We start from the raw sequence: 14,870 nt of genomic DNA on the forward strand, positions 1-14,870 counted from the left end.
ACGTGAAACATGACCCCGTTCCACCCGTCACCCCTCTGTCACCCCTCTTGCCGGTCCTGCCGGGCCCACCACTCCCTGAGCGCGGCCACCGCCTCGTCCCGCTCCATCGGCCCGTTCTCCAGACGCAGCTCCAGCAGGTGCTTGTACGCCTGGCCGACGGCCGGTCCGGGCCGGACCCCGAGGATCTCCATGATCTGGTTGCCGTCGAGGTCGGGACGGATCGAGTCCAGCTCCTCCTGCTCCTGAAGAGTGCCGATCCGCTCCTCCAGACCGTCGTACGCCCGGGAGAGCGCGGTGGCCTTGCGCTTGTTACGGGTCGTGCAGTCGGAGCGGGTCAGCTTGTGCAGGCGGCCGAGGAGCGGGCCCGCGTCCCGGACGTACCGGCGGACCGCGGAGTCCGTCCACTCACCCATGCCGTACCCGTGGAACCGCAGGTGCAGCTCGACCAGCCGGGAGACGTCCCGCACCAGTTCGTTGGAGTACTTCAGCGCCAGCATGCGCTTCTTCGTCATCTTGGCCCCGACCACCTCGTGGTGGTGGAACGAGACCCGGCCGTCCTTCTCGAAGCGGCGGGTGCGGGGCTTGCCGACGTCGTGCAGGAGGGCCGCCAGCCGCAGGACCAGGTCCGGGCCGTCCTCCTCCAGGGCCATCGCCTGCTCCAGCACGATCAGCGTGTGCTCGTAGACGTCCTTGTGCCGGTGGTGCTCGTCACTCTCCAGCCGCAGCGCCGGCAGTTCGGGCAGGACGTGATCGGCGAGGCCGGTGTCCACCAGGAGCGCCAGCCCCTTGCGGGGGTGGGCGGACAGGATCAGCTTGTTCAGCTCCTCCCGGACGCGCTCCGCCGAGACGATCTCGATCCGCCCGGACATCGCCTTCATGGCCGCGACGACCTCGGGCGCCACCTCGAAGTCGAGCTGCGCGGCGAAGCGCGCGGCGCGCATCATGCGCAGCGGATCGTCGGAGAAGGACGCCTCGGGCGTCCCCGGGGTGCGCAGCACCCGGGCCGCGAGATCGTCGAGGCCGCCGTGCGGGTCGACGAACTCCTTCCGCGGCAGGGCGACGGCCATCGCGTTGACCGTGAAGTCCCGCCGGACGAGATCCTGCTCGATGGAGTCGCCGTAGGACACCTCGGGCTTGCGCGAGGTGCGGTCGTACGCCTCCGACCGGTAGGTGGTCACCTCGATCTGGAAGCTCCGGTCGGCGTCGCCGACGCGGGCGTCCTTCTGCGCCCCCACGGTGCCGAAGGCGATCCCGACCTCCCAGACGGCGTCCGCCCAGGGGCGCAGGATCTTGAGCACGTCCTCGGGGCGGGCATCGGTGGTGAAGTCCAGATCGTTGCCGAGCCGTCCGAGCAACGCGTCCCGGACCGAGCCGCCGACCAGCGCGAGGGAGAACCCCGCCTCCTGGAATCGGCGGGCCAGGTCGTCGGCGACCGGCGCGATCCGCAGCAGTTCACTCACCGCGCGGTGCTGCACCTGGCTCAGGGCACTGGGGCTCACTTCATTGGCGTTCGGCACAACAGAAAAGGTTACGTGGCCCGAGCGGGCACGAGCGCACCCCCTTGTTCACCCGCCCCCCTCTATAGGGGCATATACACGGCAGCCCGGTCCGTCACCCGGTCTCCGCGCGATCTTGTGGACCACTCCGCGGCACTTCCCCTCAGCGCGCATCGTTACCATGCGTGGACGCACATTCCGACGACCACTGACGACGAGGGACGGGCGAGCGCGTGGCCGAGGCGGCAGACTTCCAGGGGACCGGTCCCTCACCTGCCCGCCGCTGGGTACGGCGCGCCGCGGCGCTGCTGGCCGGCGCCCCTCTGCTGGCCGGTCTGGCGCAGCTTCCGGCCGGGCCCGCGCAGGCGGCCGGGCGGACGAGCGTCGAGGCCGCGGCCTCGGACACCGGCGGCGTGGCCGTGGCGGTCGACTCGCTCAGCCCGGCGGCCCCGACGGACGGTGACACCGTCACCGTGTCGGGCACGGTGACGAACGACAGCGAGCAGACGGTCACCGGCGCCCGCGTCGGCCTCCATGTGGGCCCGCGGGCCGAGACGCGTTCCGCCATCGACACCATCGCCCGCGACAGCGACGACCTCGGCGGCTCGCTCGGTTCGCAGATCGACGACAAGTACGGCGAGAAGTTCTCCAAGCTCACGCCCGGCGTCTCCGAGAGCTTCAACATCTCCGTGCCGGTGGACGAGCTGGATCTCGGCGAGGACGGCGTGTACCAGTTCGCCGTGACTCTCTCCGGACAGACCTCGGCGCAGCCCTGGGTGCAGGTCCTCGGCGTGCGGCGGACCTTCCTGCCCTGGCAGCCCGACGCGGCGGGCACGAAGACGAGGACGACGTTCCTGTGGCCGCTCATGTCCTCCTCCCACATGGCCGCCGAGACCGGTTCCAACGAGCAGCAGACCCCGGTCTTCCTCGATGACGACCTGGCCAAGGAGATCTCCCCGGGCGGCCGGCTGAACCAGATGGTGGCGCTCGGCAAGGACCTCGACGTCACCTGGGTGGTCGACCCCGACCTGCTGGCCTCCGTCGACGCGATGACCCGCAGCTACGAGGTGCGGGGCGCGGACGGCAGCACCACGGCCGGACGGCACCAGGCCGTCGCCAAGCAGTGGCTCACCGACCTCCAGAGCGCGGTGCGGGAGAAGGAGGTCGTGGCGGTGCCCTTCGCCGACCCCGACCTGGCCTCCCTCGCCCACAACGGCACGGACGTCACCGGTTCGCTCAGCCAGCTCAAGGACGCCACCGACGTGGTCACCAACACGGTGGAGCCGATCCTGCACGTGAAGCCGGACACCGACTTCGCCTGGCCCGTGGACGGCGCCGTCGACCCGTCGATCGTGAAGGTCGCCACGTCCGCGGGGGCCGACAAGGTGATCGCCCGCAGCGACAGCCTCCAGGAGACCGACGGGCTGTCGTACACGCCCTCCGCGGCCCGCCCGATCGGCGGGGGTACGACGGCGGTCGTCGCGGACGCCCGGCTGTCGACGGCGTTCGCAGGCGATCTGACCAGCGCGTCCGCCTCCACCTCGGCGGTGCAGCGGTTCCTCGCCCAGAGCCTGACGGCCGACCTGCAGACCGGGCAGCAGCGCAGCGTCGTCGTCGCCCCGCAGCGGACACCGACCGGAAGCCAGGCCCGCGCGATGGCGGAGGCGCTGACCGCCCTCCAGGACGGCAACTGGTCCCAGTCCCAGAAGCTGACCGCCGCCGCCGCGGCCAAGCCCGACCCGCGGGCCACGACCAAGGTGCCGTCGGCGTCCGCGTACCCCGCCTCGCTGCGCAAGAAGGAGCTGCCGCACACGGCGTTCGAGCAGCTCGCCCGGACGCAGGACAAGCTGAACCACTTCAAGGTGGTCCTGTCCGACCCGTCCCGGGTGGTGACGCCCTTCGGGCGGTCCATGAACCGGGGGTTGTCGGCGTCGTGGCGCGACCGGGCCACCCCCGCGCAGACGTTCCGCAACGGCGTGGAGAACTACCTCGACGGGCTGACCGGCCAGGTCAGGCTGATCGACAAGTCGGAGACCAAGCTCTCCGGCCGCAGCGCCACCATCCCCGTGACCGTGCAGAACAACCTGGTGCAGGGCGTCGACCACCTGGTGCTGCGGCTCACCTCGACCAACCCGACCCGCCTGGAGATCGACGGCAACGCCTACCAGGAGCAGCCCGTCACGGTCTCCGGCGGGCACAGCCAGTCGGTGAAGTTCACCACCTCCGCGAACGCCAACGGCCGTGCGAAGGTGATCGCCCAGCTCTACACGGCGGACGGCGGGAAGTACGGCGAGCCGGTCACCTTCGACGTGAAGGTCACCGAGATCACGCCGACCGTCATGCTGGTGATCGGCGGCGGTGTCCTCCTCCTGGTCCTGGCCGGCTACCGGATGTACCAGCAGCGCAAGCGCGCCGCGGCCCGCGCCGGGGACGACGGGGACCCCGGTGCGGGCGCGGCTCCCGAGGACACCCCCGGGAGCCCGGACGGTTCCGGCGACCGGCCGGCGGAAGAGACCGGGACGCACTCCGGGGCAGGTGACGGCGAGCAGCCGAGTGACCCGGCACCGGACACCGCAACGGAAAGCGCCGACCCGTCCGGCACGGGTGAGAGAGTGGACCGTTGAGATGTCGTGGCCGGTGGGCCCGGGACGATGAGGTGGGGTAACCATGAACGCGCCGTACGACGGTGACCGCGGCCGGGCCGCGGACGACTCGGGCCACTCCGAGGGGCCGCCGCCCGAGCACGATCAGGTACCGCCGCAGCCGCCCGCGGACATGTACCTCCAGGACGCCTACGACCAGGACCCCTACCGGGCGCAGGACCTGTCCGCCCAGGACCCGGTCGACGAGGCGCTCTACGACCGCGCCGCGCACCCCCCGCCGCCGCCGGGCGCCCACCCGCCGCAGCAGCAGCTCTACGGTCAGCCGCCCGCCTCCCCGTACGCCCCCGACCCGCAGGTGTGGGCGCAGACCCCGCCGCCCGAGCCGGAGGGTCCCGGCCGGTACCTGCCCTACGGCGACGATCCGCGCACCACGCAGTTCGTCGGGGTGGACGACCTGGTCACCCAGGCCGGCGAGCAGCGCCACGAGCCCGACGCCTTCGCGCATCTCTTCCGGGACCAGCAGCAGGGCGGCGGTCACCCGTCCTACGACGACCGGACAGCGGTGCCCGCGCCCCAGCCCTACGGTGACCCGCGGGGACAGTACGGGCAGCCCCAGGCCCAGGGGCAGTACGGCACGGCCGAGGCGCCCGGCCCGTACGGCACGGGCCCCGCCCAGGAGCAGTACGGCACCCCGCGGTACGGCACCGCCGCTCCCGCCCAGGGCCAGTACGGCGCCGCGGCCCCGGCCGGACCGGACGCGTACGCCGCGGCGGCCCAGGGCGGGCAGGACCCGTACGGCACGCCGGTGCCCGCGGGGCACGACCCGCACGGTGCGGCCTCGCCGGCCCCGGGCCAGTACGCGGAACCACCGCCGGGCCAGTACCTGACCGCCCCGCCAACGGCGGCCGAGACGCCCGCCCAGGGCATCGAGGCCACGGCGTCGGCAGCGCCCGCGGCGGCCAAGAAGGGACGCGCGGGCGGGCTGCTGAAGTCGAGTGCCCTGATGGCGGCGGGGACGATGGTCTCCCGCCTCACGGGCTTCATCCGTTCCGCCCTGATCGTCTCGGCCCTGGGCGTCGGCCTGCTCGGCGACACCTTCCAGGTGGCCTACCAGCTCCCCACGATGATCTACATCCTCACCGTCGGCGGCGGCCTCAACTCCGTCTTCGTGCCGCAGCTCGTGCGCGCCATGCGAGACGACGAGGACGGCGGCGAGGCGTTCGCCAACCGGCTGCTGACCCTGGTGATGGTGGCGCTCGGCGTGCTCACCGTCCTGGCGGTCCTCGGCGCGCCGCTCCTGATCCGGCTGCTGTCCGACCCGGTCGCGAGCGACCCGGCGGCCAACGAGGTCGGCATCACCTTCGTCACGTACTTCCTGCCCTCGATCTTCTTCATGGGCGTCCACGTGGTGATGGGCCAGATCCTCAACGCGCGCGGCAAGTTCGGCGCGATGATGTGGACGCCGGTCCTGAACAACATCGTCATCATCGTGACGCTCGGCATGTTCATCTACGTGTACGGCACCTCCGCCGCCTCCGGGATGGAGGTCACCAGCATCCCGCCGGAGGGGCAGCGGCTCCTGGGCGTCGGTATCCTGCTCGGCCTCGTCGTGCAGGCGCTCGCGATGATCCCCTACCTGCGCGAGACCGGCTTCCGGATGCGGCTGCGCTTCGACTGGAAGGGCCACGGTCTCGGCAAGGCCGTCACGCTCGCCAAGTGGACCTTCCTCTTCGTGCTCGCCAACCAGGCCGGCGCGATCGTCGTCACCCAGCTCTCCACCGCCGCGGGCAAGTCGTCGCCGGTCGACGGCACCGGCTTCGCCGCCTACGCCAACGCCCAACTGATCTGGGGCCTGCCGCAGGCCATCATCACGGTCTCCCTGATGGCCGCCCTGCTGCCCCGCATCTCGCGGTCGGCGGCCGACGACGACACCGGCGCGGTCCGGGACGACATCTCCCAGGGACTGCGCACGACGGCCGTCGCGATCGTGCCGATCGCCTTCGGCTTCGTCGCGCTCGGCATCCCGATGTGCACGCTCATCTTCGGCTCCTCCGGCACCAGCGAAGCCACCAACATGGGCTACATGCTGATGGCCTTCGCCCTCGGCCTCGTCCCCTACTCCGTGCAGTACGTCGTGCTGCGCGCGTTCTACGCCTACGAGGACACCCGGACGCCGTTCTACAACACCGTCATCGTGGCCGCGGTCAACGCGAGCGCCTCGGTCCTGTGTTACTTCCTGATCCCCTCGCGGTGGGCCGTGGTCGGCATGGCCGCTTCCTACGGGCTGGCGTACGCGGTCGGCGTGGGCATCGCCTGGCGTCGGCTGCGCAAGCGGCTCGGCGGTGACCTGGACGGAGCCCGTGTGCTGCGGACCTACGCCCGGCTGGCCATCGCCTCGGTGCCGGCCGCCCTGCTCAGCGGCGCGGTCTGCTACGGGATCGGACACACCCTCGGACAGGGCGTCGTCGGCTCCTTCGCCGCCCTGCTGGCCGGTGGGGCGGTCCTGCTGGGCGTCTTCTACGTCGCCGCCCGCCGGATGCGGATCGAGGAGCTCAACTCGCTGGTCGGTATGGTCCGCGGACGCCTGGGACGCTGAGCCCGGGGGTAGGCGCACAACCATCGTCCCCCGCTGCGTGTCGTGCATTGCGGCGGACTGTGGGCACAATTGGTTTCGGTGTCGGACGGCGCGCATCGGGTGCCGGAAGGCGCTCATCGATCGGGGAGGCGGGTACGGCGGTGGCGGAACGGAGCACGGCTGCCGTCGACGTGGCGGACAGCGACGGCGAGAAGTCGCTGACCGCACGGGCGGACCAGTCCACGGCCGACGGGGTGGCCAACAACCGGGAGCGGGACACGGACAGCGACGAGGTACACAGGAGCGGGACCGAGAGTTCCGGGAGGGTCTCGCCTCCCGAACTGCACAGCGGCCACAAGCTCGCCAGACGCTACCGGCTCGAGGAGTGCGTCACCCGGCTGGACGGTTTCAGCAGTTGGCGCGCGGTCGACGAGAAACTCCGCCGTGCCGTCGGCGTCCACGTCCTTCCCGCGGCGCACTCCCGGGCCCGGTCCGTACTGGCCGCCGCCCGCTCCTCCGCCCTCCTCGGTGACCTCCGCTTCGTCCAGGTGCTGGACGCCGTGGAGGACAACGACCTCGTCTACGTCGTCCACGAATGGCTGCCCGACGCCACCGAGCTGACGACGCTCCTCGCCGCCGGCCCGCTGGAGGTGTACGACGCCTACCAGATGGTCAGTCAGGTCACCTCCGCGATGGCCTCGGCGCACCGCGAGGGCCTCGCCCATCTCCGCCTCAGCCCCAACGCCGTGCTGCGCACCTCGACCGGGCAGTGGCGCATCCGCGGCCTGGCCGTCAACGCCGCGCTGCGCGGCATCACCTCCGACACCCCGCAGCGCACCGACACCGAGGCCATCGGCGCCCTGCTGTACGCCTCGCTCACCCAGCGCTGGCCGTACGAGAACGACGCCTACGGCATGTCCGGCCTGCCCAAGGACCTCGGTCTGATCCCGCCCGACCAGGTGCGCGCCGGCGTCCACCGGGGCCTGTCGGAGCTGACCATGCGGGCGCTCGCCAACGACGGCGCCACCGCCTCCCGCCACGAGTCCGCGTGCACCACGCCGGAGGAGCTGGTGAAGGCGATCGGCGAGATGCCCCGCATCCGCCCGCCGGAGCCGGCTTTCACCACCCCGCCCGAGTACCAGCACACGACCTACCAGCAGGGCACCTACGGCCGTACGGCGGCGCACCCGGGGATCACGCGGCCGGTGCCGCCCCCGCCGCCCCCACTGCAGAGCCGCACCGGCAAGGCACTGAAGTGGGGCGTCTCGGCCCTGCTCATCGCCGCCCTGGGCCTCGGCAGTTGGCAACTGGCCGACGTCCTCATGGACCACGGCGGCCAGGCCGACGACCAGAACCGGACGCAGACCACCGACGAGGACGACAAGGGCCCGAAGCAGCCGCTGGCCGGCCGGCCCATCGCCATCAGCGGTGCCCGTGACTTCGACCCCTTCGGCGACCAGTCCGAGAAGCCGTCCGAGATAGGGAACATCTACGACGGCAGCGCGGACACGTACTGGCAGACGGACTACTACCTCAGCTCCGACTTCGGCCGTCTGAAGACGGGCGTCGGCGTCATCCTCGACCTGGGCAAGGCCCAGCGGGTCGGCAAGGTGACCCTGACCTTCGTGGGAGACACCTCGGTGGAACTCCTCGGCGCGAGCGCGGACGCCGCCTCGGAGCCGACGACCTTCGACGCCTTCAGCAAGGTCGCCGAAGGTTCCGGAACGACCGTGGTCCTCAAGCCCGACCAGACGCTCAAGAGCCGCTACCTCCTCGTGTGGCTCACCGATCTGCCCATGCAGGCGGACGACGGCAGGTGGCGCGGCCGCCTGGCGGACGTCAAGGTGACCGGCTGACGGAGCCGGACACGAGGGAGGGTGTGATGGCCGACGGCGCCGGTTACGGCGAGACGAACGACCAGGATCTGCTCACCCGCCATGTGAAAGGCGATCCCGACGCTTTCGGTGAACTGGTGCGCCGGCACCGGGACCGTCTCTGGGCGGTCGCCCTGCGCACCCTGGGCGACCGCGAGGAAGCCGCTGACGCCGTCCAGGACGCTCTCGTGTCGGCGTACCGCGCCGCCCACACCTTCCGGGGGCAGTCGGCCGTCACGACCTGGCTGCACCGGATCACGGTGAACGCCTGTCTGGACCGCGCCCGCAAGGCCGCCTCCCGGAGGACCGCCCCGGTCGACGACACCGAGCGCCTGGAACAACTGCTGGAGCCGCACGAGTCGGCCGCCGCCCCCGCCGAACGTGCGGACCTGCACCGGCAGCTCGTCACCGCACTGGACACCCTTCCTCCCGACCAGCGGGCGGCACTCGTCCTGGTCGACATGCAGGGCTACCCGGTGGCGGAGGCCGCCCGCATCCTCGACGTGCCCACCGGCACCGTCAAGAGCCGCTGCGCCCGGGGCAGAGCCAGACTCCTGCCGCTGCTCACCCACCTCCGCCCGGACAGTGGCGGCAGCGGCAGCGGTGCGCACACAGAACCGGGCGCGGAGCGGAACCGGACGCAGGGGGCATCCGTCCCACCCGCAGCGGGCCCTCATCAGCCGGGGCCACCGAGCGCGGGGCCGAGTGACGCAGCCGCAGTGAAGGGCGGAGGTGGACGAGCGTGACGTCGTCGACGACAGACCTGACCGGGCACCCGGACGTCGCGGAGATCTCCGACCTCACCGAGGGCCTGCTGCCGCCGTCCCGGACCGCGGACGTACGACGGCATCTGGGCGCATGCGGGCTGTGCGCGGACGTCCACGCCTCGCTGGAGGAGATCCGAGGCCTGCTCGGCACCCTTCCCGGTCCGCCGCGGATGCCGGACGACGTGGCGGGCCGGATCGACGCCGCACTGGCCGCGCAGGCTCTACTCGACGCCGATGCCGCCGCCGACGCCGACGCCGAGCGGGAGGACCCTGCCGATGTTTCACGTGAAACATCGGCAGCGACGGGCCGCCCCTCCGGACACGCCCGCGCCGCCACCACCGGCCCGGGACGCAAGAACCGCACCCGCAGCGGCCGCCGCCGGGTCGCCGCGCTGGGGACCGCCCTCGCGGCGGCCGCCCTGGGGCTGGGCGCGGTGATCGTGTCCTCCGTCGACGACGGCGGCTCGCCCGATGATCCAGGGCAGCGGGCGGCCCTCGCGGACACCTTCTCCGAAGGCAAGCTGGAGCGACAGGTCACCGGACTGCTGCTGGGGGAGACCCACGCGCAGAGCAACCGGGGCCGCACGCCGGGCAGCCTCGGCGTGGAGTCCGAGTCGAGCACCGGGAATCGCGTCTTCCAGCAGCCCACGGTCCCCGACTGCGTCCAGCGGGGCATCGGCCGCGAGGACGCCGCGCTCGCCACCGAAGAAGGTGTCTACCAGAACCGCGAGGCGCTCCTCGTGGTGCTGCCGGCCGTCGGCGACGACAGCCGGGTCACCGCCTATCTGGTGGAGACGGCCTGCGTGCGGCAGCCCTCGCTCGGCCCTGGCAAGGTCCTCCTGGAGAGCACCTACGCCCGTTCCTGAGCGCGGACGTCTCCCTCCTACGTTCTTCTGCCCGGAAGCCGGTGCCGTGTGCCCGGACACAGCGGGAATGCGCGCCCCTTAGGATCCGTTGGGTGGGGTGAAGGCTCTGAGAAAGGCTTTCACCGTTCCTGAAGACACTGTCCAGAGACGAGGAATCAAGCCGTGAGCGACGTCCGTAACGTGATCATCATCGGGTCCGGGCCCGCCGGCTACACGGCGGCGCTCTACACCGCGCGCGCGTCGCTGAAGCCGCTGGTGTTCGAGGGCGCCGTCACCGCCGGTGGCGCCCTGATGAACACCACCGAGGTGGAGAACTTCCCCGGCTTCCAGGACGGTGTCATGGGCCCTGAGCTGATGGACAACATGCGGGCCCAGGCCGAGCGCTTCGGTGCCGAGCTGGTCCCCGACGACGTGGTGGCCGTCGACCTGACCGGTGAGATCAAGACCGTCACGGACACCGCGGGCACGGTCCACCGGGCCAAGGCCGTCATCGTCACGACGGGCTCGCAGCACCGCAAGCTCGGCCTGCCGAACGAGGACGCCCTCTCGGGCCGGGGCGTCTCCTGGTGCGCCACCTGTGACGGCTTCTTCTTCAAGGACCAGGACATCGCCGTGATCGGCGGCGGTGACACGGCGATGGAAGAGGCCACGTTCCTCTCCCGCTTCGCCAAGTCCGTGACGATCGTCCACCGCCGCGACACCCTGCGGGCCTCCAAGGCCATGCAGGAGCGTGCCTTCGCCGACCCGAAGATCTCCTTCGTCTGGGACAGCGAGGTCGCCGAGATCCTGGGCGACCCGAAGCTCTCCAGCCTGAAGCTGCGCAACCTCAAGACCGGTGAGCTGTCCGACCTGCCCGTGACCGGCCTCTTCATCGCGATCGGCCACGACCCGCGCACCGAGCTGTTCACGAGCCAGCTCGACCTCGACGCGGAGGGCTACCTGAAGGTCCAGGCGCCTTCGACCCGCACGAACGTGACCGGCGTCTTCGCCGCCGGTGACGTGGTGGACCACACCTACCGCCAGGCGATCACCGCGGCCGGCACCGGCTGCTCCGCCGCCCTCGACGCCGAGCGCTACCTCGCCGCTCTCTCCGACGAGGACAAGGCCGAGCCGGAGAAGACCGCCGTCGTCTGACGACTGTTCGACCCTGTTCCAGCACCACGCACCACGCACCATGCACCACGCACCATGCACCACGCACCATGCACCACGCACCACGCACCAACCAGTTAAGGAGCCCGCTGTGGCCGGCACCCTCAAGAGCGTGACCGACGCTTCCTTCGAAGAGGACGTCCTCAAGAACGACAAGCCCGTCCTGGTGGACTTCTGGGCGGCCTGGTGCGGCCCGTGCCGCCAGATCGCGCCGTCCCTCGAAGCGATCGCCGCGGAGTACGGCGACAAGATCGAGATCGTCAAGCTGAACATCGACGAGAACCCGGGTACGGCCGCCAAGTACGGCGTCATGTCCATCCCGACGCTGAACGTCTACCAGAGCGGCGAGGTCGCGAAGACCATCGTCGGCGCCAAGCCGAAGGCCGCGCTCGTGCGCGACCTCGAGGACTTCATCGCCGAGTGACGTTTCACGTGAAACATGGGAGGGGCCAGCCCGTCGGGGCCGGCCCCTCCCATGTTTCTCACAACGGCCTGAGGGCCGGCTCCTTCTGCACGGCGCCGAGCAGCCGGTCGAGCGCCATCTCCACGTCTTCCTTCCAGGACAGCGTGGACCGCAGCTCCAGCCGGAGGCGAGGATGCCGAGGGTGCGGCCGTACCGTCTTGAAGCCCACCGCCAGCAGGTGATCGGCCGGCAGTACACACGCCGGTTCACTCCAGCGCGTGTCCCCGAACGCCTCGATCGCCTTGAACCCGCGGCGCAGCAGATCCTTGGCGACCGTCTGGACCATCACGCGGCCCAGGCCCTGTCCCTGATAGCCGGGCACGATGAACGCGGTCGTCAACTGCACCGCGTCCGGTGAGATGGGACTCGTGGAGAACGCTGTGGACCGCGGCACGTAGGCCGGCGGGGCGTAGAGCACAAAGCCGACCGGGACGTCGTCGACATAGACGACCCGGCCGCAGGACCCCCAGTCCAGCAGGACCGCGGAGATCCAGGCTTCCTTCTCCAGGGCGGGGGTACCCGCCTTCACCGCAGCCCCGCCGCTGACCGGGTCCAGTTCCCAGAAGACGCACGAACGACAGCGCTGGGGGAGGTCCTCAAGGTTGTCCAGCGTGAGCGGTACGAGCCGACGCCCCATGAAGGCTGTTCCTCGCTTCCTCCGCCCGCCGCGTCGCGGGCGGCTTTCAGAGCGCTCCAGTACGCCATACCTGTGCGCATCGTATCCATGATGCGATTCCCTCGAATACCGGCAGAAAGCAAAGAGCGGGCCGTGTTCCGGCACACACCGGACACAGCCCGCTCCGAGCGGGAGGACTCAGGAGTCGGTCTCCTCCGCGTCACCCTCCACGATGCTCTTCTGCAGCACGGGGCCCTCTCCGGGGGCGAGGGTGTCGAGGATGCGGCCCAGGTCGTCCATGGAGGCGAACTCGACGGTGATCTTGCCCTTCTCCCGTCCCAGGTCGACCTTGACCCGGGTCTCGAAGCGGTCCGAGAGCCGCGTGGCGAGGTCGGAGAGAGCCGGGGAGACCCGCCCACCGGCCCGGGGCCCCTTGGAGCGCTGAGCCTTCTGCGGCCGGGACCCCATCAGGGTCACGATCTCCTCGACGGCACGCACCGAGAGACCCTCAGCCACGATCCGGTGAGCCAGTCGGTCCTGCTCCTCCGAGTCGTCCACGGAGAGCAGCGCCCGGGCGTGGCCCGCGGAGAGCACTCCGGCCGCGACCCGCTTCTGGACCGCGGACGAGAGCTTCAACAGGCGCAGGGTGTTGGAGACCTGCGGGCGGGACCGGCCGATACGGTCCGCCAGTTGGTCATGCGTGCAGTTGAAGTCCTTCAGCAACTGGTCGTAGGCGGCCGCCTCCTCCAGCGGGTTGAGCTGAGCGCGGTGCAGGTTCTCCAGGAGCGCGTCCAGCAGGAGCTGGTCGTCCTCGGTGTCCCGCACGATGGCGGGGATCGCTTCCAGCCCCGCCTCACGGCAGGCCCGCCAGCGCCGCTCGCCCATGATGAGCTCGTAGTGCTCGGCCTCCACCTGCCGGACCACGATCGGCTGGAGAAGGCCGACCTCCTTGATGGAGGTCACCAGCTCCGCCAGCGCGTCGTCGTCGAAGACCTCACGCGGCTGCCGCGGGTTCGGCTTGATGAAATCCAGCGGGATCTCGGCGAAGTACGCGCCCACCGGAGCGGGCAGCTCCGAACCACCGGAAGCCGGCGGCTCCTCTGTTTCACGTGAAACAGGCGCCAGGGTGGTCACCTTCGCCATGGCCACACCACGGTCTGTCGTCAGTCCCGGAATCGTCGTGGCGGACGGCGAAACCGTGCCCCCGAGGGCGGCAGGCGCCACCGACTTCTCCGTGGAAGCAGGAGGGATCAGCGCGGCCAATCCTCGGCCCAACCCCCTCCGTCGCTCATTCACTGGGTCCCCTCCACCATGCTCGGGTCGCTCTGGGCACCGGTCGGCGCGTCTGTTCCGTCATCGCTGACGCCCGCGCCTCTCAGTGCGATCTCTCGTGCCGCCTCAAGGTAGGACAGGGCGCCACTCGATCCTGGATCGTAGGTCAGCACCGTCTGCCCGTAACTCGGCGCCTCGGAGATGCGGACGGAACGAGGAATGCTCGTCCGCAGCACCTCCTCGCCGAAGTGGGTGCGCACCTCGTCGGCGACCTGGGACGCGAGTCGCGTCCGGCCGTCGTACATGGTGAGCAGGATGGTCGACACGTGCAGGACGGGGTTGAGGTGCCCCCGCACCAGGTCGACGTTGCGCAGGAGCTGACCCAGCCCCTCCAGTGCGTAGTACTCGCACTGGATCGGGATCAGCACCTCCTGACCCGCGACGAGTGCGTTCACCGTCAGCAGGCCGAGGGAGGGCGGACAGTCGATCAGGATGTAGTCCAGTGGCTGTTCGTACGCCTGGATCGCTCGCTCAAGCCGGCTCTCCCGAGCGACCAGCGACACCAGCTCGATCTCCGCACCGGCGAGATCGATCGTGGCGGGGGCGCAGAACAAGCCCTCCACATCGGGGACGGGCTGCACGACTTCCGAGAGAGGCTTGCTGTCGATCAGCACGTCGTAGATCGAGGGCACATCGGCGTGGTGGTCGATACCCAGGGCGGTGGAGGCGTTGCCCTGGGGGTCCAGGTCGACCACCAGGACGCGGCCGCCGTGGAGCGCCAGGGAGGCGGCCAGGTTGACCGTGGACGTCGTCTTGCCCACCCCGCCCTTCTGGTTGGCGACCACGATGACTCGGGTCTGCTCGGGCCGGGGCAGACCTTCGCCGGCCCGGCCCAGAGCCTCCACCGCTAGTTGGGCCGCACGACCGATCGGGGTGTCGTCCATCGGAGGCGGTGTTTCACGTGAAACATCCTCCCCGAACGACTCGGCACGGGGACCGGGGACCGGATCGGTCATCGGTCCCGCGATGTTGGCGTCGGACCGCAAGGATTCACTCTCCTCGACTTCAGGCTCGCTATGAACAGAGCCTCCCATGCCTCCGGGGTCGCGAACCAGTGAGGCCGGGTCTTCTGTGGAGAAATCCACCTCTGTGGACAACTCCGCACCCCGTGCGGGGGCCCGGGTCT

The 14,870-nt window shown here is 70.7% G+C and carries 11 protein-coding genes; 7 read left to right on the forward strand and 4 right to left on the reverse strand.

The genetic code is table 11. The annotated features are described in order from the left end of the window. Window positions 1-38: 38 nt before the first annotated feature. On the reverse strand, window positions 39-1,517 hold the full coding sequence (locus tag ABEB00_RS11510; protein WP_345619255.1) for a CCA tRNA nucleotidyltransferase: 1,479 nt from the start codon (window positions 1,515-1,517) through the stop codon (window positions 39-41). A gap of 212 nt (window positions 1,518-1,729) precedes the next feature. On the opposite strand from ABEB00_RS11510, the gene ABEB00_RS11515 reads away from it, so the two are divergent. The 7 genes from ABEB00_RS11515 (at window position 1,730) to trxA (ending at window position 11,757) form a co-directional block, all read left to right on the forward strand. Beyond that, window positions 1,730-4,120, forward strand: coding sequence for a DUF6049 family protein (locus ABEB00_RS11515; RefSeq protein WP_345619256.1), 2,391 nt, complete (start codon window positions 1,730-1,732; stop codon window positions 4,118-4,120). A 43-nt stretch (window positions 4,121-4,163) separates the two neighbouring features. Further along, complete coding sequence (gene murJ / locus ABEB00_RS11520; RefSeq protein WP_345619257.1) at window positions 4,164-6,695, forward strand: murein biosynthesis integral membrane protein MurJ; 2,532 nt, start codon at window positions 4,164-4,166, stop codon at window positions 6,693-6,695. Window positions 6,696-6,835: 140 nt separating this feature from the next. Further along, window positions 6,836-8,530, forward strand: coding sequence for a protein kinase family protein (locus ABEB00_RS11525; protein WP_345619258.1), 1,695 nt, complete (start codon window positions 6,836-6,838; stop codon window positions 8,528-8,530). 26 nt (window positions 8,531-8,556) lie between these two features. Then, window positions 8,557-9,294 (forward strand): RNA polymerase sigma factor SigM, encoded by a 738-nt coding sequence (sigM, locus tag ABEB00_RS11530; protein ID WP_345619259.1) that lies wholly within the window; start codon window positions 8,557-8,559, stop codon window positions 9,292-9,294. After that, a complete protein-coding gene (locus tag ABEB00_RS11535; RefSeq protein ID WP_345619260.1) occupies window positions 9,291-10,181 on the forward strand; it encodes an anti-sigma factor in 891 nt (296 codons plus the stop codon). Before sigM ends, ABEB00_RS11535 begins: the two co-directional genes overlap by 4 nt. A gap of 162 nt (window positions 10,182-10,343) precedes the next feature. Next, window positions 10,344-11,315 carry a thioredoxin-disulfide reductase gene (gene trxB / locus ABEB00_RS11540; RefSeq protein ID WP_345619261.1) on the forward strand — a complete coding sequence of 324 codons (972 nt, stop codon included), beginning with the start codon at window positions 10,344-10,346 and terminating at the stop codon, window positions 11,313-11,315. Window positions 11,316-11,424: 109 nt separating this feature from the next. Next, entirely contained in the window at window positions 11,425-11,757 is a 333-nt protein-coding gene (trxA, locus tag ABEB00_RS11545; RefSeq protein ID WP_345619262.1) for a thioredoxin, read from the forward strand. A 58-nt stretch (window positions 11,758-11,815) separates the two neighbouring features. Here the strand turns inward: trxA and ABEB00_RS11550 are convergent, their stop codons facing one another. The 3 genes from ABEB00_RS11550 to ABEB00_RS11560 form a co-directional block, all read right to left on the reverse strand. After that, entirely contained in the window at window positions 11,816-12,433 is a 618-nt protein-coding gene (locus ABEB00_RS11550; protein WP_345619263.1) for a GNAT family N-acetyltransferase, read from the reverse strand. 177 nt (window positions 12,434-12,610) lie between these two features. Further along, window positions 12,611-13,708, reverse strand: a complete 1,098-nt coding sequence (locus ABEB00_RS11555) for a ParB/RepB/Spo0J family partition protein (protein ID WP_345619265.1) — start codon at window positions 13,706-13,708, stop codon at window positions 12,611-12,613. Continuing rightward, window positions 13,705-14,778 (reverse strand): AAA family ATPase, encoded by a 1,074-nt coding sequence (locus tag ABEB00_RS11560; RefSeq protein WP_345619266.1) that lies wholly within the window; start codon window positions 14,776-14,778, stop codon window positions 13,705-13,707. Before ABEB00_RS11560 ends, ABEB00_RS11555 begins: the two co-directional genes overlap by 4 nt. Between the last annotated feature and the right edge of the window lie 92 nt (window positions 14,779-14,870).

It is taken from the genome of Streptomyces ziwulingensis (assembly GCF_039542605.1).
Lineage (GTDB): Bacteria > Actinomycetota > Actinomycetes > Streptomycetales > Streptomycetaceae > Streptomyces > Streptomyces ziwulingensis.

Bases quoted from the DNA above. Each gene is read 5' to 3' on its own strand.
- sigM (WP_345619259.1), top strand. From the start codon at position 8,557: ATGGCCGACGGCGCCGGTTACGGCGAGACGAACGACCAGGATCTGCTC.
- ABEB00_RS11550 (WP_345619263.1), bottom strand. From the start codon at position 12,433: ATGGGGCGTCGGCTCGTACCGCTCACGCTGGACAACCTTGAGGACCTC.
- ABEB00_RS11560 (WP_345619266.1), bottom strand. From the start codon at position 14,778: ATGGGAGGCTCTGTTCATAGCGAGCCTGAAGTCGAGGAGAGTGAATCC.
- murJ (WP_345619257.1), top strand. From the start codon at position 4,164: ATGAACGCGCCGTACGACGGTGACCGCGGCCGGGCCGCGGACGACTCG.